This is a genomic window from Acinetobacter sp. D009, from assembly GCF_038562025.1.
Classification (GTDB): domain Bacteria; phylum Pseudomonadota; class Gammaproteobacteria; order Pseudomonadales; family Moraxellaceae; genus Acinetobacter; species Acinetobacter pittii.
Genome location: NZ_CP151886.1, coordinates 278,631 through 301,712 on the forward strand (window position 1 = coordinate 278,631; position 23,082 = coordinate 301,712).

At 39.2% G+C, this 23,082-nt stretch carries 21 protein-coding genes and 4 tRNA genes; 14 read left to right on the forward strand and 11 right to left on the reverse strand.

Annotated elements, in window-relative coordinates:
* Nucleotides 1-272: 272 nt before the first annotated feature.
* Nucleotides 273-1,550: an aminotransferase class I/II-fold pyridoxal phosphate-dependent enzyme gene (locus AAC388_RS01320; protein ID WP_068530757.1), complete on the reverse strand. Its 1,278-nt coding sequence runs from the start codon at nucleotides 1,548-1,550 to the stop codon at nucleotides 273-275.
* Nucleotides 1,551-1,845: 295 nt separating this feature from the next.
* Here AAC388_RS01320 and ettA point away from each other — a divergent pair, with 295 nt between their 5' ends.
* Complete coding sequence (ettA, locus tag AAC388_RS01325) at nucleotides 1,846-3,507, forward strand: energy-dependent translational throttle protein EttA (protein WP_005067029.1); 1,662 nt, start codon at nucleotides 1,846-1,848, stop codon at nucleotides 3,505-3,507.
* A 61-nt stretch (nucleotides 3,508-3,568) separates the two neighbouring features.
* Here the strand turns inward: ettA and AAC388_RS01330 are convergent, their stop codons facing one another.
* Nucleotides 3,569-4,261, reverse strand: a complete 693-nt coding sequence (locus AAC388_RS01330; RefSeq protein WP_342371106.1) for a hypothetical protein — start codon at nucleotides 4,259-4,261, stop codon at nucleotides 3,569-3,571.
* 147 nt (nucleotides 4,262-4,408) lie between these two features.
* Between AAC388_RS01330 and AAC388_RS01335 the strand changes: the two genes are divergently transcribed.
* The 9 genes from AAC388_RS01335 (at nucleotide 4,409) to AAC388_RS01375 (ending at nucleotide 13,488) form a co-directional block, all read left to right on the forward strand.
* The gene (locus AAC388_RS01335; protein WP_005804516.1) at nucleotides 4,409-4,807 is read left to right on the forward strand and encodes a cation efflux protein, CzcI-like; all 399 of its coding nucleotides are present in this window, start codon (nucleotides 4,409-4,411) and stop codon (nucleotides 4,805-4,807) included.
* 56 nt (nucleotides 4,808-4,863) lie between these two features.
* Nucleotides 4,864-5,058, forward strand: a complete 195-nt coding sequence (locus AAC388_RS01340; RefSeq protein ID WP_005067033.1) for a hypothetical protein — start codon at nucleotides 4,864-4,866, stop codon at nucleotides 5,056-5,058.
* Nucleotides 5,049-5,666, forward strand: a complete 618-nt coding sequence (locus AAC388_RS01345; RefSeq protein ID WP_304594782.1) for an isoprenylcysteine carboxylmethyltransferase family protein — start codon at nucleotides 5,049-5,051, stop codon at nucleotides 5,664-5,666. The genes AAC388_RS01340 and AAC388_RS01345 overlap by 10 nt, the downstream gene beginning before the upstream one ends.
* A 144-nt stretch (nucleotides 5,667-5,810) precedes the next feature.
* Nucleotides 5,811-5,984 carry a hypothetical protein gene (locus AAC388_RS01350; protein ID WP_342371107.1) on the forward strand — a complete coding sequence of 58 codons (174 nt, stop codon included), beginning with the start codon at nucleotides 5,811-5,813 and terminating at the stop codon, nucleotides 5,982-5,984.
* A 199-nt stretch (nucleotides 5,985-6,183) separates the two neighbouring features.
* Entirely contained in the window at nucleotides 6,184-6,576 is a 393-nt protein-coding gene (locus AAC388_RS01355) for a cation efflux protein, CzcI-like (RefSeq protein WP_333725059.1), read from the forward strand.
* Between the two features lie 57 nt (nucleotides 6,577-6,633).
* Nucleotides 6,634-8,043, forward strand: a complete 1,410-nt coding sequence (locus AAC388_RS01360) for a TolC family protein (protein WP_304594781.1) — start codon at nucleotides 6,634-6,636, stop codon at nucleotides 8,041-8,043.
* Nucleotides 8,043-9,251, forward strand: a complete 1,209-nt coding sequence (locus AAC388_RS01365; protein ID WP_304594780.1) for an efflux RND transporter periplasmic adaptor subunit — start codon at nucleotides 8,043-8,045, stop codon at nucleotides 9,249-9,251. The genes AAC388_RS01360 and AAC388_RS01365 overlap by 1 nt, the downstream gene beginning before the upstream one ends.
* Nucleotides 9,241-12,399, forward strand: a complete 3,159-nt coding sequence (locus tag AAC388_RS01370) for a CusA/CzcA family heavy metal efflux RND transporter (protein WP_342371108.1) — start codon at nucleotides 9,241-9,243, stop codon at nucleotides 12,397-12,399. The genes AAC388_RS01365 and AAC388_RS01370 overlap by 11 nt, the downstream gene beginning before the upstream one ends.
* Nucleotides 12,400-12,531: 132 nt before the next feature.
* The gene (locus AAC388_RS01375) at nucleotides 12,532-13,488 is read left to right on the forward strand and encodes a cation diffusion facilitator family transporter (protein WP_044099726.1); all 957 of its coding nucleotides are present in this window, start codon (nucleotides 12,532-12,534) and stop codon (nucleotides 13,486-13,488) included.
* Between the two features lie 19 nt (nucleotides 13,489-13,507).
* On the opposite strand, the gene AAC388_RS01380 is transcribed toward AAC388_RS01375, so the two are convergent.
* Complete coding sequence (locus AAC388_RS01380) at nucleotides 13,508-13,846, reverse strand: hypothetical protein (protein WP_002117013.1); 339 nt, start codon at nucleotides 13,844-13,846, stop codon at nucleotides 13,508-13,510.
* A 273-nt stretch (nucleotides 13,847-14,119) separates the two neighbouring features.
* On the opposite strand from AAC388_RS01380, the gene AAC388_RS01385 reads away from it, so the two are divergent.
* Nucleotides 14,120-15,067, forward strand: coding sequence for a hypothetical protein (locus AAC388_RS01385; protein WP_002116860.1), 948 nt, complete (start codon nucleotides 14,120-14,122; stop codon nucleotides 15,065-15,067).
* 91 nt (nucleotides 15,068-15,158) lie between these two features.
* Here the strand turns inward: AAC388_RS01385 and AAC388_RS01390 are convergent.
* From AAC388_RS01390 to AAC388_RS01425, 8 genes are all read right to left on the reverse strand, one after another.
* Nucleotides 15,159-15,234 (reverse strand) — tRNA-Glu (locus AAC388_RS01390).
* 28 nt (nucleotides 15,235-15,262) lie between these two features.
* Nucleotides 15,263-15,338: transfer RNA gene (locus AAC388_RS01395), tRNA-Glu, on the reverse strand.
* Between the two features lie 121 nt (nucleotides 15,339-15,459).
* Nucleotides 15,460-16,359 (reverse strand): alpha/beta hydrolase, encoded by a 900-nt coding sequence (locus tag AAC388_RS01400; protein WP_262462055.1) that lies wholly within the window; start codon nucleotides 16,357-16,359, stop codon nucleotides 15,460-15,462.
* A 120-nt stretch (nucleotides 16,360-16,479) separates the two neighbouring features.
* The gene (locus tag AAC388_RS01405) at nucleotides 16,480-17,901 is read right to left on the reverse strand and encodes an amino acid permease (protein WP_206218637.1); all 1,422 of its coding nucleotides are present in this window, start codon (nucleotides 17,899-17,901) and stop codon (nucleotides 16,480-16,482) included.
* Nucleotides 17,902-18,029: 128 nt separating this feature from the next.
* Nucleotides 18,030-18,105, reverse strand: a tRNA-Glu gene (locus AAC388_RS01410).
* A 25-nt stretch (nucleotides 18,106-18,130) separates the two neighbouring features.
* Nucleotides 18,131-18,206: transfer RNA gene (locus AAC388_RS01415), tRNA-Ala, on the reverse strand.
* Nucleotides 18,207-18,263: 57 nt separating this feature from the next.
* Nucleotides 18,264-19,772, reverse strand: a complete 1,509-nt coding sequence (gltX, locus tag AAC388_RS01420) for a glutamate--tRNA ligase (protein WP_068929775.1) — start codon at nucleotides 19,770-19,772, stop codon at nucleotides 18,264-18,266.
* Between the two features lie 116 nt (nucleotides 19,773-19,888).
* Entirely contained in the window at nucleotides 19,889-20,188 is a 300-nt protein-coding gene (locus AAC388_RS01425; protein WP_002116889.1) for a hypothetical protein, read from the reverse strand.
* 399 nt (nucleotides 20,189-20,587) lie between these two features.
* On the opposite strand from AAC388_RS01425, the gene AAC388_RS01430 reads away from it, so the two are divergent.
* The 3 genes from AAC388_RS01430 (at nucleotide 20,588) to ftsL (ending at nucleotide 23,076) form a co-directional block, all read left to right on the forward strand.
* Entirely contained in the window at nucleotides 20,588-21,589 is a 1,002-nt protein-coding gene (locus AAC388_RS01430; protein ID WP_276123978.1) for a sulfate ABC transporter substrate-binding protein, read from the forward strand.
* Nucleotides 21,590-21,820: 231 nt separating this feature from the next.
* Entirely contained in the window at nucleotides 21,821-22,744 is a 924-nt protein-coding gene (gene rsmH, locus AAC388_RS01435) for a 16S rRNA (cytosine(1402)-N(4))-methyltransferase RsmH (RefSeq protein ID WP_002116998.1), read from the forward strand.
* A complete protein-coding gene (gene ftsL / locus AAC388_RS01440) occupies nucleotides 22,744-23,076 on the forward strand; it encodes a cell division protein FtsL (RefSeq protein ID WP_002116847.1) in 333 nt (110 codons plus the stop codon). The genes rsmH and ftsL overlap by 1 nt, the downstream gene beginning before the upstream one ends.
* Nucleotides 23,077-23,082 lie beyond the last annotated feature (6 nt).

The following is a 23,082-nucleotide window of genomic DNA, read 5'->3' on the forward strand; positions in this document are numbered from 1 at the left end:
CATTTTACCTAAGTAGGGGCAGGGACTATTTATTCCGGTATGTAATTTTTATTTTTTACAACCGTAGGTTCATCCAGATGAACTCATAAATATTGTCTTTATCTTAATAGATGTTTAAAAATTGTCTAGTCTGTAAATATATGAAATTTAACAATTTATTTAGAGTAAAAACTCTAAAATAGTATCTTAATCCATTAATTATTTTAGTTATATAATGAACAAAAAAATGAAAAAAGCCTCTATTTCCAGAGGCTTGTTGAATGGTTTAAAATTTATACAGCTGAAAGTGCTTGGTCTAAATCGGCAATTAAGTCATCAATATGCTCAATTCCAATGGAAAGACGAACCATATCTTCACTTACACCAGCAGATTTAAGCTCTTGTTCATTGAGCTGGCGGTGAGTCGTAGTTGCAGGGTGGCAAGCCAAACTTTTCGCATCACCAATGTTTACAAGACGAGTAAATAGCTGAAGTGAATCGATGAATCGAGTACCTCCTTCACGCCCATCTTGTACACCGAAAGATAAAATTGCAGAAGGTTTACCTTTTACATATTTTTGAGCAAGCTGGTGCTGCGGATGATCTTTTAAACCTGCGTAATTCACCCATTTTACTTTTGGATGGGTCTGTAAATACTCTGCAATTTTTTGCGCATTTTCAGTATGACGCTCCATGCGGAGATTTAGAGTTTCGAGGCCTTGTAAAATCAAGAAGACACTGAGCGGGCTAATTGCAGCACCTGTATTACGCAATGGTACAACGCGAGCTCGTGCTATATAGGCAGCCTCACCTAATGCCTCAACATAATTAACGCCGTGATAGCTTGGGTCTGGTGTATTCAAAACTTTAAAACGCTCTGGATATTTACCCCAAGGGAATTTACCGCTATCGATAATTGCACCACCAATACTATTGCCATGACCACCAATATATTTCGTAAGCGAATGGATAACGATATCGGCGCCATATTGAAATGGTTTTAATAAGGCAGGGGTAGCAACGGTATTATCAACGATGACAGGTACGCCATATTCATGTGCAATTTTTGAAATTGCTTCTAAATCGATAATATTTCCGAGTGGGTTCCCAATTGATTCAACAAAAACAAGTTTAGTCTTATCATCAATTAAGTTACGTAAGCTTTCAGGCTGCTGATAATCAAAAAAGCGAACTTCAATGCCTTGTTTTGGTAAGGTGTGGGCAAATAAATTATAAGTTCCGCCATATAAAGTTGAGACGGAGGCAATGTTGTCTCCCGCTTCTGTAATCGTTTGGACAGCATAGGTAATCGCTGCCATTCCAGAAGCCAAGGCTAAAGCACCAATTCCGCCTTCGAGTGCAGCAAGGCGTTGCTCAAGCACAGCAGTGGTCGGGTTCATAATGCGAGTATAAATATTGCCCTGAACTTTTAAATCGAAAAGGTCGGCACCGTGCTGTGTATTATCAAATGCATATGAAGTGGTTTGATAAATAGGGACCGCAACCGCTTTTGTTGTTGCTTCGGGTGAATAGCCAGCGTGAATTGCTAAGGTTTCATCTTTATAAGTCATGATTACTTCATCTTCGTGAGTTAAATATTGAGCGAGTCTAGCTTAAAAGTTAAATAGAAAATTGCACAAATTCTGGTTTGTTTTCTAATTTTAGGAATATAGATAGAAAAATATACGCTGAAACGCTGTACAAATCTTATCCATAAACATTTTGCAACTTATTGAAAAAGAAAATTGTTTGATAAATCCGTACGATGGAAATCATAACTTCAAGTCATCGAGGTTTTCAGCGTATAATACGCGCGATTATTTATCGCTTATGCGATGTATTGGTTTTTCAATTGAGGAGTCCTGCGTGGCCCAATATATTTATACGATGAACCGAGTGTCTAAGATGGTTCCGCCAAAGCGCGAAATCTTGAAAGACATCTCTTTATCATTTTTCCCGGGTGCCAAAATTGGTGTACTCGGTTTGAACGGTGCAGGTAAATCTACCTTGCTTCGTATTATGGCTGGCGTAGATAAAGATTTCTCTGGTGAAGCTCGTGCACAACCTGGAATTAAAATCGGCTATTTAGAGCAAGAGCCACCTCTTGATCCGACTAAAGACGTTCGTGGTAACGTTGAAGATGGCGTACGTGAAGCTTTAGATGCTTTAGAACGTCTTGATCAGGTATTTGCAGAATATGCAGACCCGGATGCTGATTTTGATGCACTTGCAAAAGAGCAGGAAAAATTAGAATCAATTATCCATGCTTGGGATGCGCACAACCTAAACAACCAGCTTGAAATCGCGGCAGATGCCTTGAACCTTCCAGCTTGGGATGCGGACGTAACTAAGCTTTCAGGTGGTGAACGCCGTCGTGTAGCACTTTGTCGTTTATTGCTTTCGAAGCCAGACATGTTGCTTCTTGACGAACCGACGAACCATTTGGATGCAGAATCTGTTTCTTGGTTAGAGCGCTTCTTGAAAGATTTCCCTGGCACAATCGTTGCGATTACGCATGACCGTTATTTCTTAGATAACGTTGCCGAGTGGATCTTGGAGCTTGACCGTGGACATGGTATTCCTTACCAAGGTAACTATTCTTCTTGGTTAGAGCAAAAAAATGCTCGTTTAGAACAAGAGCAGAAACAAGAAGAATCTTTTGCTAAAGCTTTGAAAAAAGAACTTGAATGGGTTCGTTCAAATGCGAAAGGTCAGCAAAAGAAAAACAAAGCGCGTATGGAGCGTTTTGAAGAGCTTAACTCTAAAGAATTCCAGCAACGTAATGAAACGTCTGAAATCTACATTCCACCTGGCCCTCGTTTGGGTAATAAAGTTGTGGAAGTGGAAGGTATCAGCAAATCATTTGACGGCCGCGTATTGTACGAAAACTTATCGTTTACTGTACCTCCAACAGCAATTGTGGGTATCGTTGGTCCAAACGGCGCGGGTAAAACGACTTTATTCCGTATGATGACTGGCGAACAACAACCTGATACAGGTACTGTGACTTTAGGTGAGTCAGTTAAAGTGGCTTACGTGGGTCAGATTCGCGACACTTTAGACAATAACAAAACTGTTTGGGAAGAAGTGTCTGGTGGTTTAGATATCTTGAAAGTGGGCGATTATGAAATTGCTTCACGTGCTTATATCGGCCGCTTTAACTTCAAAGGTCAAGATCAGCAAAAACGCGTAGGCGAATTGTCTGGTGGTGAGCGTAACCGTTTACAACTTGCGAAAATTTTACAGCAAGGTGCAAACGTTATCTTACTGGATGAGCCATCAAACGACTTGGATATTGAAACTTTACGTGCGCTTGAGGATGCAATTCTTGTATTCCCAGGTACGGTAATGGTGGTATCGCATGACCGTTGGTTCCTTGATCGTATCGCGACACACATCTTGTCATTCGAAAATGAACAGCCAGAATTCTACACAGGTAACTATGCAGAATATGAAGCATACCGTCAGTCACGTTTAGGTGAAGACGCTGTTCAAAAACGTACTAAATACAAAAAAATTAGCGGATAATCTCTGTTAATTTAAAAAACCAGCCTAAGGGCTGGTTTTTTTATTTAAGCATTTGGAAATATTAATTATTAAATTCGCCACGTAAATCAGACCACATCAGTGACGGAACGACCGTAATCACGTCGAAGGTCATGGCAAATGGATAGAGCACCATACGGGTCACCTTTTTCAAAGGATGTTTTTTGGTAATTTTATTTTCCTGTTGCAGGATAATTGGATAAGGTTGCGCTAAGGTTTTTTCGACTTTTTTAGCTCCCTGTGATTGATAGAGCTGGCCTTTAAAAAAAATATTGATATAGGGATAAGGTGCCTTTTGCTGATTTTGAATAATATCGAAATTTTGTCTAAAGCCGAGGGATTTTAATAAGTCTTTTTGCGAGTCATTTAAATCAACCATACGCGTGTTATAGCGTATTTGTAAAACACCATGAAAATGATTTGGGTCATCCATGGTCAGTACCAGTGGGGATGGATTGGTCAGACTTCGCTGATCAGCTGGGATTGCATGAAGAAGTTTTGATAGCTCAGCGCTTCCCTCGGTCATTAAATAATTATAGTCTTTGCCTACAAAGACGATCCCTTGTTCTTGCTGGTTTTGAACAGCTTGTCCTAAAGCAATGATTTGATCTTTTGCTAAAATGATTTTCTCGGTTTTTGTGGTTTCGTTAGGTAAAGCTTCTGAAAGTAATGTCGTGGCACAAGCACTCAAATTTAAACAGACGACAACGAGTAGGGTAGAAAATAGTTTATACATTACAGGAACTCAAACAGGAAATTAATTTTTCTAAAGAAAAAACTTTTTTAAAACAGCGATAAATTAACCAAAAATCATTTTGTAATTTTATTACATTGGTATCGCTTGCTATAGTGACTTTGTGCAATTTACTGTCATGGTGTACCGTTGCCACGTTCTACAGTTTTTATGTCCGTCTTGTTTAGTTTGCTTATATTCCAAAGCTTATGGAATGTGGCAGCGGCATTTTGCGTGCATAAAAATCAGGAAAAGGCATTACAACATTTCGGTCATCATGCAGATTTAAATGTATATCAATCTTCAGACCATATGCAGACTGAACATGTGGGTATTGTAGAAAATTCTGATAATGCTCCATTAAGCTGGCAAGATCATCACGATCATTTACCTTCATGTTTTCATGTAGTGATGACTGAAAATGCACAACAAGCTCAAGAACCTTTTGTGCGTGTACATGAGCTTTCACAAATCTATTACTGGTCTAATTCTTATCAGTCTCCGTATCTTGGCTCTTTAAATCCCCCTCCTGTCTTAACCCTGCTATAGGTGGGGTAGCCGAAAAATAACCCACCAGAAATTTATTTATTTCAAAGGGTTATTTTATGCTTAATTATATGTGCAAACAAAGCGCAGCAATCTTCTATGTAGATTACTCGCTTAAACATTCACGTCTTTATGTTAATGACAAGGCGGGATATAAGGTTCTGTCAAATCTTTCGGGAAAACAAAAATATCATTTTAATGAATCGGTTATCTCATCTCTGATGATTCACAGTGATGGAGGTTTATGGAAATGAATATTTTATTTACCCCCCGTGTTAGAACTGTGAGCTCCCGAGTGATTGGGCTGATTTTAGCTATTATTCTTGCTTTAAGTTTTAGTAAATGGCATTTCCAAGCGGCATTTATAGAACATATTTTATGGTTCTTTGGATGGTTTTTTGTGGGCAGCGGAGTAATGGGAAGAATATGGTGCAGTCTTTACATTTCCGGATTTAAGAATGCCAAGTTGGTGACAGACGGTCCCTATTCTTTATGTAGAAATCCACTCTATCTGTTTAGTTATCTGGGTGGAGTCGGGATCATGTTGATTACAGAGACGTTTATCTTTCCAATAGTATTCACGCTTTATTTTCTCTGTTACTACCATTTTGTTATACGCCAAGAAGAAGCATTCCTAAGTGAAAAATATGGAACTGCATATTCAGATTATATAAAGACAATTCCACGCTTTTTACCAAGTTTCAAAAATTTTAAAGAGCCTGAGTTCTATCAGGTTTCGCCGAAGCATTTCCGTATTTTTTTGACGCAGGTGGTGTGGTTTATCTGGGTTGCGGCCTTAGTCCAACTTTTTGATGAGTTGCGTCTACACGGTGTCCTCCCTTCATTGTTTAGTTGGTTCTAAAAATGAAATGAAAGTATATCCGCATGCTTCTTAGTGACTCAGAAGATTTGTCCTAAATTGATTAACTCAGGCATGCGAAAAATTAATTCTATTTCTGGGTTAAGTCCTTAAATAAATTCGGAATATTTAGATCTGGTGATTATTATGTCTATTAAACTAAATACAAAATCGGTTTTGATGCTTTTACTTCTTTCAACAAGTTTGGCTCATGCTGATGGAGGGTTAATATTTCTCGAAAAGAATATTAAGTCTCAGCAAGAAACAAAAGCTAAAGCTGAAGAAAGTAAGAACCCTCATTTAACTTGTAAGCGTAAATAATTTTTATTTTGTAGGAAACTAATTACTTAATAATTAGTTTCCTATGAGTAAAGATAGAGATTCTTAATGATTTATTCTTATCTTTACTCAAGCGAGATTAGAATCGCTTCTATACTGCTACTTATTAGATGTAATTTTATTACATGCCCACTGCCTGCTATAGTGGCTTTGTTCAACTTCTTAGTTTAATGGTGTGCTGTTGCCACGTTCTGCACTTTTCATGTCCGTCTTATTCTGTTTGCTTATATTCCAAAGTTTATGGAATGTGGCAGCGGCATTTTGCGCCCATGAAAATCAGGAAAAGGCATTACATCATTTTGGTCATCATGCAGCGTTGAGTTATGAAGCTTCACAGCATAGCCATACGGAAAAGACAGATATCGCGGGGACTCATAAAGCTCCCTTAAACTTGTCCGATCATCATGATCATTTACCTTCATGTTTTCATGTTGTGATTGTAGAAGCACAAGAAAAACTTGTTTCACCGTTAATACAGTCATCTGAGCCAAAACAACAATATTATTGGTCCAATTCTTATAAGTCCCCTCATATCTCTAAACAAGACCCGCCTCCTGTTTTAACCCTGCTATAGGTGGGGTAGCCGAAAATTAGCCCACCAGAAATATTATTTATTTCATAGGGTTATTTTATGTCTATTTTTTTATACGAAAAAAGTTTCGTTAGTCTGAGTACGTCTTGTGTACTTAAATCATTAGTTGTTGCAGTTGCGCTTTCAACTAGCGTTGTAACAACTGCTGCTAGTTCAAATCAGAATCTTGCTGAGAATACTCAATCGCAGCAGGTACAGAATGTTTTAACGTTTGAACAGGTGCTCGATCAGGTTAAGCAGTTTCAGACTCAAACAGGAATTTGGCAAACTCAACAAGATATCGCCGAGAGCAATATCAAACAGAGCCAGCTATGGGAAAATCCGACGGTTTCTGTACAGCAAACGGGTTTTAAATCTGGAAAAGATCAGGAATTAGAACTTGGGATCTCGCAAAAGCTAGATATTTTTGGTGTACGTTCTGCAGCAAAAAAACTGGCAAGTGTTCAGCAAAATCAAGTTGAGTTAAATCAAGTTTTATATGAGGCTCAACTGAAGCTAGCGGTAAAATATTTATGGTCACAAGTATCTATTTTAGAGCTTGAACATGAAGTTGCTAAAGCCCAATTAAGAACGAGTAAAAATCTTCTTGATGCTACCCGCTTACGCTTTCAGGCAGGCAGTATTGCTCAGGTTGATTTAGATCGAACTCTCATGACGCATGTTGAAAATCAGCGTTTATATCAGGAAGTTGAATTATCACTGAGTAGTGCTAAAAGAAAATTGGCTAACTTATGGGGTGAGACAGAAGATAACTTCACGTTACGTCCAGATATAAAAAGTGTGTGGCCTTTAAAAAATGAAGGTGATATCGATCAATATCTAAAACAGAATTTGTTAGAACAGTCCCTGCGGCTTCAAGCAATACAACAAAATTCTGAAATTAATTATTTAAAGGCAAAAAATCGGCCTACGCCTACTGTAAATATGGGCGTGGTTCGTAGTAAAACCTCAGAAACGAGCAGTACCGAAAATCAGATCCGAGTAGGTATAGCAGTTCCTTTAAACATTTTTAATCGCCAGCAATATGCACTAAAAGTTGCTCAAAGCAAACTCGATTTAATTGACCAGCAGCAAAGCTTTTATAAAAAGCAAAGTGAGAATTCTATTCGTACTCTACAGTACGAGTTAGCGGGTTTAAAGCAGCAATATAATTTAATGAATGAGCAGCAAATCCCTTTATCAGAGACGGTACAAGAGAAAATGTTGCTTGGCTTTAAAGTCGGTAAATTTGCAATTACCGATGTTCAGCAATCTACCCTTCAATTACAAGAACAACGCTTGAAAAAAGTTCAACTCCTTAAATCTGCTTGGCAAAAAGCAATTGAGGCAGAAAGTTTAGCTCTCGGGATCGATCCAAATATGGTGATGTCTGGAGATGCATTAAATCAAATTAATCAAAATTTATGGCAAGACACCTATAAGTTGCCGACAGTTGGAGGGGCAGAGTAATGTCAGTTAAAAAAATGAAAAACCAATGGCTTATTGCTCTTTTATTGCTGATCGTCTGCCTTGTTTTAAGTGCTTGGTTATTTTTCTCTGGAAAAAAGCAGCCTAATACTGATGAAGGTGAAGAAGAGCATGCAGAGGGTGAAGCTGGTCATGAGGAATCTGAAAAAGAGGAAGGAAGTTTAAACCTCACTTCTAAGCAACTGGTTGAATATGGAGTGAAGTTAGAGCAAGTAGGACGTGGAGAAGTTGAACAGAGCCTCTCTTATCCTGCCAAACTTGTTGTAAATACAGACCAGCAAGCACATGTCTCTTCTACGTTTTCTGCACGAGTAGACAGCGTAAATGTTGCACTGGGACAGCAAGTTGAAAAGGGTCAGGCACTTGCGACTTTATTTGTGCCGGATTTGGTTGATCAACAAGCTAACTTAAGCATGGCACAAGAAGCACTGACATTAGCGCAGCAAGATTATCAACGTGAAAAACAATTGTGGGAACAGGGTGTTTCAGCACGTCAAGATTACCAGCGCGCTTACAATGCATATCGTCAGGCACAGATTCAGGTGCAGGCCGCAAATAGCCGTTTATCTGCTTTGGGAGCGAATCGCTCAAGTAAAGGCCGATATGTTTTAACTGCACCTTTAAGTGGTGTAATCAGTAATAAAGATATTGTCATTGGTGAGCAAATTGGTCCTGAAAAACAATTATTTGTTATTGATCGCCTAGATCAGTTATGGGTCGAATTTGTGCTACCAAGTGCAAATACTAATATTCAGCCTAATCAGGAAATTGAATTTAAATCGTTGCAAACGAACAATATTTTCAAAGCGCAGGTACAAAGCCTAACTTCAGAAGCAGATACTCAAACTGGTCGTTTACAGGTTCGTGCCAAGGTACTGACACCTTCAAAAGAATTACGCCCTAACCTAATGGTCAATGTGTTACTGAAACAAAATAATGCAGCGACTGTATTACGGGTTAACAAGACAGCGATACAACAGATTGATGGAAAGAATGTCGTCTTTATTGCAAAACAGGAGAAAGATAAAATTCATTTTGCTCCTGTTGCCGTTGAGTTAGGCAATTATTCTTCAGATGCACAATGGGTAGAGGTTAAATCCGGAATTACCGAAAAACAGCAATATGTGACTCAAGGTAGTTTCTTGCTCAAGTCCGAACTTGAAAAAGGGGAGGCCGAGCATGGACATTAATAAACCTGATTTGCCAAAGGCTGAAGGTTTGTTTGATCGAATTATTCAGTTTTCAATTAACAACGCCATTTGGGTCATGATGTTTGTTATTGCTTGGATTGGTGTCGGAATTTATAGCTATCAAAAACTTTCAATTGATGCTGTGCCTGATATCACCAATGTACAGGTACAAATCAATAGTCAGGCCAATGGTTTTACAGCACCAGAAGTTGAGCAAAGGATTACTTATCCGATTGAAAATGCCATGTCTGGTATTCCAAATCTGGAGCAGACTCGTTCAATTTCCAGATATGGTCTTTCTCAGGTCACGATTATCTTTAAAGATGGTACTGACATTTACTGGGCAAGACAGCTGATTAACCAACGTTTACAAGAAGCTAAGAGTGCTTTACCAGATAGCATTGATCCGCAAATGTCTCCAATTTCGACTGGACTCGGTGAGATTTATCAATGGGTGGTAAAAGCAGAGCCAAATGCTAAAAAAGCAGATGGTTCAGCTTATAGCGCGATGGACCTGCGTGAAATTCAAGACTGGATTATTCGGCCCCAGTTACAACGTGTACAAGGGGTAGCCGAGGTTAATAGCATTGGTGGATATAACAAAACCTATGTGGTCTCTCCAGATCTAACGCGGTTACAACAGTTGCAGATTCCTCTCACCGATTTACAAGATGCGCTTCAAAATAACAATGAAAACCGCGGTGCCGGATTTATTGAAGAGAATGGCCAGCAACTCACAGTTCGTGTTCCGGGTATGCTGACGTCGATACAAGACATTCAGAATGTTACGGTCGCCACGAAAAACGGTTTACCTATACGGGTTGCCGATGTAGCGTCAGTATCGATTGGTCATGACTTGCGTACGGGTGGGGCTACCTATAATGGACAGGAAACTGTTTTAGGTATCGCCATGATGATGATGGGTGAAAACAGTAAAACTATTGCTAAGGCGATTGACGATAAAGTTCAGGAAATTCAAAGATCACTCCCTCAGGGCGTGGTGATTGAAACAGTCTATGATCGTAGTAGCCTCGTAGATAAAGCGATTAAAACAGTAGCTAAAAATTTGATTGAAGGGGCGATTTTAGTCATCGTTATTCTTTTTATTTTTTTAGGAAACTTTCGCGCCGCTTTAATCACTGCTTGTATTATCCCATTGGCAATGCTTTTTACCTTAACAGGTATGGCGGAACAAAAAATCAGTGCCAACCTGATGAGTCTGGGCGCTTTGGACTTCGGGATCATTGTTGATGGGGCCGTTGTTATTGTTGAAAACTGTATTCGGCGTTTAGCTGAAGCGCAGCATTTAAAAGGTCGCTTATTAACACGTTCCGAACGTTTCACTGAGGTCTTTCTAGCGGCTAAACAAGCACGCCGACCATTGATATTTGGTCAGATCATCATTATGGTCGTGTACCTACCAATTTTTGCTTTAGCAGGCGTTGAAGCAAAGATGTTTCATCCTATGGCAATGACCGTTGTCCTAGCATTATTGGGAGCAATTATTTTATCTGTGACCTTTGTTCCGGCAGCAGTAGCTCTGTTTGTTACGGGTGAAGTGAAGGAAAAAGAAAGCCGCTGGATGATGACGCTGAAAAAAGGTTATGCAGGCTTACTCGATAAAGCATATGCCTTTCGATATGTTGTTGTCACAGCAGCGGTCAGCATCTTAATTTTGACAAGTGCTATTGCAACAAGAGTGGGGAGTGAGTTCGCACCTCAACTCAGTGAGGGTGATTTTGCACTACAACTCATGCGTGCACCGAGCACAGGCATAGAAGAGTCACTTAAGATTCAGGAGAATGTGGAAAAGCAGTTACTGAAAGCTTTTCCCGAAATTAAAGCCATTTTTGCAAGAACAGGAACAGCCGAGGTTGCTACCGATGTCATGCCTCCTAATATTTCCGATGGTATTGTTCTATTAAAACCACACGATCAATGGCCAAACCCTAAAGAAACGATAGATGAATTGCGTACCAGAATGCTGCAATTCGTGAATCAGATTCCTGGTAATAACAGTGAATTCTCGCAACCGATTGAACTACGTTTTAATGAACTCATTTCAGGTGTACGTAGTGATATCGGGGTGAAAGTTTTTGGGGATGATATGCAGGTCCTCAATCAGGAAGCGGAAAAAATAGCCCAACAGCTACGTAGCATTCCAGGTGCCAGTGAAGTCAAAGTTGAACAGACTGATGGTTTACCATTACTGAATGTAGATGTTGATCATGCTCTGGCTGCTCAATATGGATTATCAGTCAAGTCTATTCAGGATATTGTCGCTGCGAGTATTGGAGGACAGAGTGTAGGTCAAATTTTACAGGGTGATAGACGTTTCGATTTTGTGATTCGTTTGCAGGAAGACATGCGTACGCCTCAGCAGCTAGCACAATTACCGATTCGCTTACCAAACGGTGGTCTGATCCAGTTACAAGACGTTGCCAAGGTTGAAAATATTCTGGGCCTTGCTCAAGTGAGCCGTGAAAATGGTAAGCGCCGAGTGATTGTGACAGCAAATGTGCGTGATCGTGACCTTGGATCTTTTGTACAAGAGATGCAAAGCAAACTGGCGCAGCAAAAGCTATCTAGCGGTTATTGGTTGGGTTATGGAGGACAATTTGAAAACCTTGCTTCTGCCACTGCAAGAATGCAAATCGTTGTACCGATGGCGCTCATCATGATCTTTGTATTGCTGATGGCGGTATTTAGTAACTTTAAAGATAGTTTACTTGTATTTAGCGGGGTTCCTTTCGCTTTATCTGGTGGATTAGTGGCTTTATGGCTGAGAGATATTCCGCTTTCTATGTCTGCTGGAGTCGGGTTTATCGCTCTATCAGGTGTTGCGGTATTGAATGGTTTGGTCATGCTCACATTCATTAAAGAGCTAAGAGCAACTCTAGATGTTCATGCTGCAACTTGGAAAGGTGCTGTACTGCGATTACGCCCTGTATTAATGACGGCATTCGTTGCTTCCCTCGGTTTTATTCCAATGGCTTTGGCAACTGGAACTGGTGCAGAGGTACAACGACCTTTGGCAACGGTAGTAATCGGTGGCATTATTTCATCTACGATACTAACGCTGGTTTTATTGCCAGTCATTTATCGATGGATGAATGAAAGCAAGACGAATAAAGTTGAGCATTCATAATGTCATCGATTTGAGATATCTTTTTTGATGAAAAAGTTTGAGTCAGAAAAGTATTTGAAATAGGTAAAGGTAAACATGAATTCATGGTTACTTTTACCTCACCATAAAGATAAATAATAAGGAGTCCGCAAAATGGGTGGACAACATGGTCATGACCATAGTCATGCTGTAGTGACTGAAGGTAATGCCAAGAAATTAACGATTGCCTTGGCGCTTACTACGACATTTTTAATTGTTGAGGTTATTGCAGGTTTAATCACACAAAGTCTGGCATTGCTCTCTGACGCTGCGCATATGTTTACAGATGCAGCTGCTTTGGCAATTGCTCTGGTCGCAATTCAGATTTCAAAACGCCCTGCTGATAATAAACGTACTTTTGGTTATCAGCGCTTTGAAATTCTGGCCGCTTTATTTAATGCACTCATGCTGTTCGTTGTGGCAATTTATATTTTATATGAAGCCTATATTCGTTTCTCTAAGCCACCCGAAATTCAAAGTGTGGGAATGTTGGTTGTAGCGACTATTGGTTTAGTGATTAACCTCATCTCAATGAAAATCCTGATGTCGAGTGCCAATAACAGCCTAAATGTGAAAGGTGCTTATCTAGAAGTATTGAGTGATGCACTAGGTTCGGTAGGCGTTATTATTGGTGCAATTATTATTTACTTCACTAATTGGTACTGGATTGACACGCTTATTGCGGTACTGATTGGATTTTGGGTGCTGCCAAGAACATGGGTTTTACTTAAGCAAAGTATTAACATTTTGCTCGAAGGTGTACCCGAAGAGGTTGATATTGAGAAGCTACGTGCAGATTTACTTTCTTTAAATGGTGTTGAGAGTATTCACCAACTCAAAGTGTGGGCGATTACTTCTAAAAATATCCATTTAACCGTGCACTTATTTGCTCCTGAAGCTGATCGTACCAAGCTCTATCAAGATGCTGTTGAAATGCTTTCTCATGAACATGGTATTGGTGAAGTGACATTGCAAATTGAGGACGATGCCGAGATCAATTGTCAGCATATTGCTCAGCATGCTTCGCACAAACATGATGATGCAGACAATACACATTCACATCAGCATTAAGCTGATGTGAACAGTTTTTTTAAATTTCCCATTCGTTATTGCAGTCACGGCATTTCCAGTGTTTTTGTGACTGCATAAATGCTTGCATAGACAGTTTAAAATCAGGCAAATCACGCCAGAACATAAAACCTGCCCCTACAGTAACCACAAATGCAACTACTGTTGCGATTTGAAGAGAACTACCTGCACCATTGCCAAAAATCCACATAAAGATGCTAATGACTACTAACAGTAAAAGCACAAAAATTGCAGGAATCAAGATAACCAGACTTTTAGGAACGACAGGTTTTGCGCTGTTCACGCCTTGGCTCACAGGCATAATTTTAACACTTTGACATTTAGGGCAACGATATTGCATGAGAACTCCACATTTAGTTTGAATCTATTCTAACGGAAATGTGCAGAAAGAAAAAAATTTGTGAGATATCGATGAAATGCGTTGAGTTAGCAGAAAAATTACTTATGAATAAACAAAGAAATATAAAAAACAGATGATTTATCCGTACACATAAAAATTAAAATAATATTGTAGAGCATGCTAATCTACAGAAAAATGAAGTGTGATTAGCACAATAAATGAGCTTAAATACTCGAATAGGATGTGGGATAAATATAAAAAGGAGAGAGGGACTTGGGTCAACAAGATGACAATAAGTCGCAGCCTACAACGACAGCATCGGTTTTAGCTACCCCAGATACCGCTAAACCGTCATTATCTCGTCGATTACTGCATAAGACATTGCAACATGCCCAAGATGCAGTTGGGTTTGCTAGCGACACGACACGTAATATTGCAGAGGTTGCTGATGCTGCTTTGGACGCGCTCGATCAAGTAACTACTCATACACGACGTGGAGTTGTCGGAATGACAAATCTGGCAGCAGGCACGGTAAGAGATATGGTGTCTGAAACCAGTGAAACAGCACGCCAAGTCGCGTTGATTATGGCGCGAACTTTTTTGGGCAAAAGTACCTTAACGTTGTACTTACCCGAAATGTTATTAAATAATCAAATTCGTAAGCGCATTGATCGCTCCGAAATTGATGATATTAAAATTAAATGCGGCAATGACAGTTTCCAAGTCGAGATCGATGGGCATTATCATCGCTTCATGTATCGTTTGAGTTTAGATTTTAAAGTATTGGAATGCCGTATTGGGCAGGAAAAATTCTTACGCCTACGTCAAATGGATGAAAGCCTTGATGTTCAGATTCGACATGGCGGCACCTTGTCAAATTGGGCTGTGCGCCGTATTGGTCGAGTTGGTTTCGAAGTCGTAAATATGTTGCCTATTCCATCACTCATTAATCACTTGATTGGCGATATTCCCGGAATCCAACGCGATGGTCACCGCATGTGGTTTATTGACCTAGAGCAAGCGGGATTTATTGACTTTATTAACAACCGTTCATGGATGGTTGAAAAGCTTTTAAGTTTGACTGATTTTAGTATTTTACCGGGCTTGAATATTTTGAGAGAAAGTCGCGAGCTTGTACAGCAGTTAGTCGATCAGTTTGAAATTAGAGGACTACGAGTGCAGTCAGGTCGCCTTGAAGTACAAGTAGGAATTGCGGGTTGAGAGAGCATATGAAAAGCTAATCATTGATTGGCTTTTTATTTTTTTAAGCAAGAAAAAAGCCACTGACGTTATGCAGTGGCTTTTTAGAATTTGGCGTCCCTACGGGGATTCGAACCCCGGTTACCGCCGTGAAAGGGCGATGTCCTAGGCCTCTAGACGATAGGGACTTATATGAGGCATACATCTGAAAAATATTGGCGTCCCTACGGGGATTCGAACCCCGGTTACCGCCGTGAAAGGGCGATGTCCTAGGCCTCTAGACGATAGGGACGTTTCAGAGGTGGGCGTATATTAGGTCGATTTAATAAAAGTGTCAAATAGTTTTCTGAAGAAATATTAAAAAAAACAGTCAAGCGATTAAAAATAACTCAAATTGTAGAAAATATATACATTTAGCCCTCATTTTTCTGAAAAGGCTCAATAATTGCCTTTATGACCGACGGATGTTGTAGATACCCTAAAATCTCATGAGGTTGGTTGGCGAAAGTATAAATTTTCTGATTAATAATGGCAGGTTCAAAATTAAATGGGGCTTCACACAATGGAAATGCAGTCAAAAAATCATCCTGAGAGTAAAAATTAAACCAATCACCGTAAATACATGGCGGTCTAGAAATTGGACTCGGGAGCTTACTTTGAATCACGCGAAAAGATAAAGGAGAAGCTAAGGTGACAAAGCGTTTAACCGAAAAGTGATAAGAGGGATCAGATAATAATTGAAAAGCAATAACTGAACCGAGAGAGTGTCCAACCACAACATAATCTTCTTCTTCTCGCATTTTCTTTAAAATTCTTTGATGTACTTCCTCCATAAACTCTGGATTAGATAGATACATATAGGTTTCGATGAGGAATTGTTGAATCAAACTTTCATGCAGTTTAGGAAAGTTATTTAATAAAACAACTAGTTCTTTCAGTACACGATCTTTAACTAATTGAGAAGTGAGATAAAGCCGTTCTGAGAAGCTTTTATCAGCTTGATCGGTTGAGGGACGTAACAACGGAACAAATGGAGTGTGCTCTCTAGTCGGAGGATTACTTGGGTGTACGTTAATAGGGAAATAATTATTAAAAAATGATTTAGGTAATAACGTGTTAAGGTCTAATTGGTTACTTAATTGGTATTTGGTCATTAAGTCGCCATAAAATGGCATGTGAATATGGAGATCACGAATATTAACTCTGCAAGGCATTTGTTTTAGGCCGAGCTTAAACACTTTTAACCAATGCTCTTTCAAGCGATGTGCTGTGTAGTTTTGTTGATTCATCCCATGGATAAATATAATTTTCATTCTATACAAGATTTTGTTTTTAATATAAATTTTAATCTACAACGGTATGTTATTTAAAACCAGTATATAGACAAAAAAAAGTGTAGCTTTTTGCTACACTTTAATTGAATAACGACTGGTTTAATCTTTATTACGATAAAAAATAAAATAACTGACATAACATAAAGCTGTAAAAATAAGACAGCCTACAAAACCAGCGCGCATTTCAGGGTCTGCTGCCATACTTAAGCAAGTAATGAAACAGAAAACAAAACCTAAAATTGGCACAATAGGGAATAAAGGTGCAGCATATTCTAAGTCTTTAACTGTATGACCTGATCTATACCATTGGCGGCGGAAATTGAACTGACTTAAACAAATGCTCATCCATACGATGACCATGGTAAAAGCAGCTACACCCAGCAGATTCTTAAAAATAGTCTCAGGTGCAAATTGCTCTGATAATAAACCTGGAATTGCACCGAACATAGTTACAACTAGAGCTACGATTGGCGTTCCACTTTTTGATAAAGTCGCAAACACACTAGGTAGTAATTTTTGTTCTGACAGAGACCACATCATACGTGAAGCTGCATATAGGCCAGAATTGGCTGCTGAAAGCAGAGCTGTGATGATTACAAACCTAATAATGTCATCCGCATATGGAATACCAATATAATTAAATACCGTCACAAAAGGACTGCTACTTACACCGTCACCACCTAAACCCGCAAGTTGGAAAGGAAGTAAAGCGCTAATAACAATGATGGTACCCACAAAGAAAATTAGGAGGCGCCAGATCGCGGCATTAATCGCTTTTGGTACATTTTGAGCCGGATCTTTTGTTTCGCCAGCTGCTACCCCAATTAATTCGGTTCCTGAGAAAGCAAAGTTAACAATTAACATGGTCGTAAAAATAGGAATTAAACCATGAGGGAACCAGCCTTGAGCCGTAAGATTGCTAAATAGTGGAGCAGTTTGGGCACCATGGAATGGAATTAAACCAAAAATTGCTAATAGGCCGAGCACAATAAAGGCAATGACAGTAACGACTTTAACAAGAGCCAGCCAAAACTCAGATTCAGCAAAAATACGCGTTGAACTAATATTTAAGCCAAAGATAGTAACTGCAAAAATAATTGTCCAAATCCACATGGAAATCTGTGGAAACCATTCTTGCATGAGTAGGGCTGCGGCAGTGAATTCGGTTCCAAGCGTTGCAGTCCATGTGAGCCAGTACATCCAAGAAATCATATAGCCAGTACTTGGACTGATATATTTTTTGGCATAGGCACCAAAAGAACCTGAAACAGGCATGTGTACAGCGAGTTCTCCTAGGCAGAGCATGACCATGTAAGCGATCGCGCCACCAAGAATATAGGCAATAATTGCGCCAATAGCTCCAGTTTGTGAAATGACTTCCCCTGAACCTAAAAATAGACCAGTTCCGATCGCTCCGCCCAGTGATAACATCACAAGATGGCGAGTGCTCATGGCTCTTTTTAAAGGTGCAGTACTGTTCTGATGCTGATGAGCATCTAGTTGATTGTCAGATGGCTGCATATTACACATTGAGAGAATTAAGAAAGACGCTATTTTAGATAAAATAGACAAATGTGCAATCTAGAAAGAGATAAAGAATAAACAGTAAGGTGACGATAGAGTCTTTTTATAATTTTTAAAGCAGAATATGGCGTCCCTACGGGGATTCGAACCCCGGTTACCGCCGTGAAAGGGCGATGTCCTAGGCCTCTAGACGATAGGGACTTGATGAGGCAAACACAAAGGAGCGTGGTGGAGTCAAGCGGGATCGAACCGCTGACCTCTACAATGCCATTGTAGCGCTCTACCAACTGAGCTATGACCCCAGTTTGTGTGAGCGCAATCTTAGGGTGAATGCGCTCACACGTCAACAAAAAAATGAATTAAACTTCGCTAGTTGCGTCATTTTTCGGCAATTTTAAGCTCTCATTGAGTTTTTCCCAATTTTTAACTTCTTTCTTGCTCGGTCCGCCCACAATTTCTAAGGCATGACGTAAGCGAGCGAAAGTTAAATCAGGCCCAAGCGTAACCATTGATTGCATCACTGGTGTTGAACTCGTTGAACCGGCAATTGCGATAAAGAACGCTGGCATGAAATCACGTAGTTTAATGCCCATCTGATTCGCAAGATCCATTAGGGTTTGGCTAACGGTGTCATTATTCCAAGTAAACTGACCTTCAAGACGCCAAATTGCAAATTGTAAACTTTGACGAACTTGCTCTTGAGTCAATTTTTTACTTTCAAACATTTCAGCAGTAATTTGTGGCATATGGTTAAAATAGAAACCAGCCCAATTCACAGCTTCTGAAAGTAAATTAATACGTGGTTGAATAGCGGCAGCAATGTCTTCTAAAGTGTTGCGATCACTCTTCCATGTTAATAAACGGTCTAATAATTGGCCAGGTGTTAAACCTTTGATCCATTGACCATTTAACCAGTTCAATTTTTCAACGTCAAAAATTGGTCCGCCTAGTGATACACGTTGAATGTCAAAGTTATCCATCATGTCTTGTAATGTGAAAACTTCTCTTTCATCTGGCATTGACCAACCCATACGGCCTAAATAGTTGAGTAAGGCTTCTGGTAATACACCGATATCGCGGTAGTAGTTAATTGATGTCGGATTTTTACGTTTAGATAGTTTTGATTTATCTGGGTTGCGTAACAGTGGCATGTGGCAAAGAGTTGGCATTTCCCAACCAAAATATTGGTAAAGCAACTGATGCTTTGGTGCAGAAGGAAGCCATTCTTCACCACGCAATACATGAGTGATTTCCATTAAATGGTCATCAACAACGTTAGCTAAATGGTAAGTTGGTAAACCATCTGTTTTAAGAAGGACTTGCATATCGACTTGAGCCCAAGGAATTTCAACTTCTCCACGTAGCAAGTCGTTAAATTTACAAACACCTTCTTCAGGCACTTTCATACGAATGACATGAGGTTCACCCGCTTCAAGACGTCGAGTCACTTCTTCTTGAGAAAGTTTTAAACCGCGGCCGTCATATTTTGGTGTCTCGCCACGTGCTTGTTGTTCAGCACGCATTTGGTCAAGTTCTTCTGCGGTTGCGAAACAGTAAAAAGCATGACCTTTTTCAACAAGTTCTAATGCGTATTGCTTATAAATTCCCATACGTTCAGATTGGCGATATGGTGCATGTGGGCCACCTACATCTGGACCTTCAGACCAATTCAAACCTAACCAACGTAATGAATCCAAAATCATTTTTTCAGACTCTGGTGTAGAACGAAGTTGGTCTGTATCTTCAATCCTTAAAATAAATTCTCCGCCATGGTGTTTCGCAAAACACATATTAAATAAAGCAATGTAGGCTGTGCCAACATGAGGAAAACCGGTAGGGGAAGGTGCAATACGAGTACGAACTTTCATAGATAATGGGTCAGAATAAAAATTGAAACTATTATAACGAAAAAGCCCAATATTCTGACGTTTTATTTAACGTCAGGCTGGGCTAAAACTGAAACGAAGAGGGGGTGTTTCAGGTTTTAAGAAGCATGGGGCTGAAAGATTGCCTGAACAAAACGTGAAAAACGTTCGTGTTGTGCAGCAAGAAAATTTTGAGTTGGTGTAACGCGAATCGTATTTAGAACTTTAAGCTCATCATTTGTAGAAGGTAACACAATAGGGTTACGTTTCTGCTGATCTAAAGCTTTTTCAATAAGCGAAGTCTGTTTCTCTGAACCAGTTTTGCTTGGAGTATCTTTAAGTACTGCTGCTGCAGAAAACTGTGATGCCAAACTCAGCACCAAACTTAAGCTTAAAGCTTTTCCATAATGAATTTTCATTGTTAATCATCCCCTCTGTTCATTACATTTCATCTATTTTTTGAGTTTAACAAAATGTAAAATTACGGTAATGCTACGATTTAAACATAAATATTAATAAAAAAGTGGAACTGTGTCACACTTTTTACAAAATTTACCTATATTTTAAACTAGTCGACTCAAATGTAGACCATATGTATCCTTTACGCTTCATTATTTAACAAATTAATGTGTAGATAAAGTGAAGGTCCTAAATAAGTTGTAAGAATAATTACAAAATTTTTCAAAAATGAAATAATTAAGACATTCTAAGCTATATATCTAAAAAAGATTAATAAAAAAGATATAAATATAAGTAATTGATTGTAAAAAATAAAATTAAAAATATAGTTAAACTAAAACGAATGATGGATTTTGTAAATGAAAAAAATATCAATAATAGCTGTCGCTTTATATGTGGGAATAGCGACAACAGCGGCTCAAGCAGCTACCTCTTTTTTAAATGTTTCTTATGATCCGACTCGAGAGTTCTATCAAGAATATAACCAAGCATTTGGTAAATTTTGGAAACAGCGAACAGGGCAAGATGTTGAATTTAAACAGTCACATGGTGGATCTGGCAAACAAGCCCGTGCTGTAGCCACAGGACTTGAAGCTGATGTCGTAACGTTAGCATTAGCGAATGATATTGATGAGATTGTGAAAGCTGGATTTATTCAGCCGAACTGGCAAAAAGAATTTCCAAATAATTCTGCCCCGTATACTTCAACTGTCGTGTTTCTAGTACGAAAAGGTAACCCGAAAAATATACGCGACTGGAATGATTTAACAAAACCAGGTGTGGAAATTATCACCCCTAACCCTAAAACAGGTGGAGCACCGCGTTGGATTTATCTCTCTGCATGGGGATATGCTTTAAAACAGCCAGGTGGAAATGATGCTAAAGCTCGGGAGTTGGTGAAAAAGCTTTATCACAATGTGAAAGTTCTAGATTCTGGAGCTCGTGGTTCACTTACGACATTTGCTGAACGTGGCATTGGTGATGTTTTGTTGTCTTGGGAAAATGAAGCTTTGTTGGCGACGAAAGGACCTGATAAGGATAAATATCAAATTGTTTATCCATCAATTTCAATTTTGGCAGAACCATCTGTCGCGATTGTAGATAAAACCGTAGATAAAGATGGAAACCGAACCTTGGCAAAAGGTTATCTGAACTTTTTATATTCACCTTTAGGTCAAGAATTGGCTGCTAAACATTATTTCCGCCCGCGTAATGCTCAAGTGGCTGTGAAATATGCAGCGCAATTCCCAAAAATTAAATTATTTACCATTAATGATGTTTTCGGTGGTTGGGCTAAAGCTCAGAAAACTCACTTTGCAAACGGTGCTATTTTTGATCAAATTTATGATGGCAAGCAGTAAATAAAATGATCTAAAAACAATAGTCCAAAAAGAAAACTTAGAAGTTAAATATTCATAAAGAAAGCAAGCAAACTTAAAAAAGTAAGCTTGCTTTCTTTTTTTGCTTAAAAAATGCTAACAAAACGGTTTTATCTATGAAAAATTAATATTTTCCTACAAAAAGCCGTTTGGCGTTGGTCATAAACAAGGTGATAATGTGCAGTTACATTTTTACGCAATGATTTAACACCTATGTCGCATATTTCTGTCTTACTTTTTGAGACCGTTGAGAGCTTATTGGCAGATCGCACAACAGGGGTGTATATCGATGCAACCTTCGGACGAGGTGGGCATACACGTTTATTGCTCTCGAAACTTGATGAAAATGCACGAGTATATGCATTTGATAAAGACCCTCAAGCTTTGGAAGTTGCAGCTGCTTTGGCGCAAGAAGACCCGAGATTTACCATTATTCATGCCAGTTTTGCTGATATTAAAGAAAAAATGCAGGAAATTGGTGTGATGAGTGTTGATGGCATTATGGCTGACTTAGGGGTGTCATCTCCTCAACTCGACCAAGCTGAACGTGGTTTCAGTTTTATGCAGGATGGTCCTTTAGACATGCGAATGGATAATTCTAAGGGATTAACCGCAGCTGAGTGGTTACTTGAAATTGAAGAAGAACAATTAGCAAATATTATTTATCAATATGGCGAAGAACGTTATAGTCGACGTATTGCAAAAGCGATTAAACAAGCTGGAAAACTAGATACAACAGCCCAATTGGCAGAACTTGTTAAAACAGCTCATCCAAAGTGGGAAAAACATAAGCATCCAGCGACACGCACTTTTCAGGCAATTCGTATTGCTATTAATAAAGAACTAGATGATATTGAAGTATTTTTACCACAAGCTGTAGACTTACTAAAACCAAAAGGGCGTTTGTCTGTGATTAGCTTTCATTCTCTTGAAGATCGTTTAATCAAACAATTTATTCAAAAAGAATCGACTTTGGCAGAAGATATTGGCTGGGGAATGCCTCAGCAACAGGTAGATACAAGAAGGTTAAAGAAAATTTCACGGGTTCGTGCGAGTGAAGAAGAAGTAAAAGCGAACCCACGTTCACGTAGTGCATGGCTTCGGGTTGCTGAACGCTTGGAACAAAAAGGCGCGTAATGAAAAGCAGTGATGAAATTGAAACCACCGAAAATAAAGTGGTGAAAAAAGTTGTGGCATACACCGTATTAGTGGCGCTTGTTTTTATCAGTGCCATGATGGTGGTATTTCAAGTATTTGAATATCGTCATGATTATAGAGAGCTTAGCTCTTATATGCGTGAACGTGATGATCTCAATGCTGAATGGGGGCGTTTGCTTATTGAGCAACAAACCTTCGGTGCAACAGCACAGATTGGTACGCGTGCTGTAACTCAACTACGCATGTTTTCGCCACCTGCTGCAGAAACGGTGGTAATTTCTTTACCGATGACCTCAGAGCAAAATAAGTAAGGCCTT

What these genes read in the sequence shown, in the direction of transcription:
- AAC388_RS01320 (WP_068530757.1), bottom strand. Translation starts at nt 1,550, where the DNA reads ATGACTTATAAAGATGAAACCTTAGCAATTCACGCTGGCTATTCACCC.
- AAC388_RS01330 (WP_342371106.1), bottom strand. Translation starts at nt 4,261, where the DNA reads ATGTATAAACTATTTTCTACCCTACTCGTTGTCGTCTGTTTAAATTTG.
- AAC388_RS01340 (WP_005067033.1), top strand. Translation starts at nt 4,864, where the DNA reads ATGCTTAATTATATGTGCAAACAAAGCGCAGCAATCTTCTATGTAGAT.
- AAC388_RS01345 (WP_304594782.1), top strand. Translation starts at nt 5,049, where the DNA reads ATGGAAATGAATATTTTATTTACCCCCCGTGTTAGAACTGTGAGCTCC.
- AAC388_RS01350 (WP_342371107.1), top strand. Translation starts at nt 5,811, where the DNA reads ATGTCTATTAAACTAAATACAAAATCGGTTTTGATGCTTTTACTTCTT.
- AAC388_RS01360 (WP_304594781.1), top strand. Translation starts at nt 6,634, where the DNA reads ATGTCTATTTTTTTATACGAAAAAAGTTTCGTTAGTCTGAGTACGTCT.
- AAC388_RS01365 (WP_304594780.1), top strand. Translation starts at nt 8,043, where the DNA reads ATGTCAGTTAAAAAAATGAAAAACCAATGGCTTATTGCTCTTTTATTG.
- AAC388_RS01370 (WP_342371108.1), top strand. Translation starts at nt 9,241, where the DNA reads ATGGACATTAATAAACCTGATTTGCCAAAGGCTGAAGGTTTGTTTGAT.
- AAC388_RS01375 (WP_044099726.1), top strand. Translation starts at nt 12,532, where the DNA reads ATGGGTGGACAACATGGTCATGACCATAGTCATGCTGTAGTGACTGAA.
- AAC388_RS01380 (WP_002117013.1), bottom strand. Translation starts at nt 13,846, where the DNA reads ATGCAATATCGTTGCCCTAAATGTCAAAGTGTTAAAATTATGCCTGTG.
- AAC388_RS01400 (WP_262462055.1), bottom strand. Translation starts at nt 16,359, where the DNA reads ATGAAAATTATATTTATCCATGGGATGAATCAACAAAACTACACAGCA.
- AAC388_RS01405 (WP_206218637.1), bottom strand. Translation starts at nt 17,901, where the DNA reads ATGCAGCCATCTGACAATCAACTAGATGCTCATCAGCATCAGAACAGT.
- gltX (WP_068929775.1), bottom strand. Translation starts at nt 19,772, where the DNA reads ATGAAAGTTCGTACTCGTATTGCACCTTCCCCTACCGGTTTTCCTCAT.
- AAC388_RS01425 (WP_002116889.1), bottom strand. Translation starts at nt 20,188, where the DNA reads ATGAAAATTCATTATGGAAAAGCTTTAAGCTTAAGTTTGGTGCTGAGT.
- AAC388_RS01430 (WP_276123978.1), top strand. Translation starts at nt 20,588, where the DNA reads ATGAAAAAAATATCAATAATAGCTGTCGCTTTATATGTGGGAATAGCG.
- rsmH (WP_002116998.1), top strand. Translation starts at nt 21,821, where the DNA reads ATGTCGCATATTTCTGTCTTACTTTTTGAGACCGTTGAGAGCTTATTG.
- ftsL (WP_002116847.1), top strand. Translation starts at nt 22,744, where the DNA reads ATGAAAAGCAGTGATGAAATTGAAACCACCGAAAATAAAGTGGTGAAA.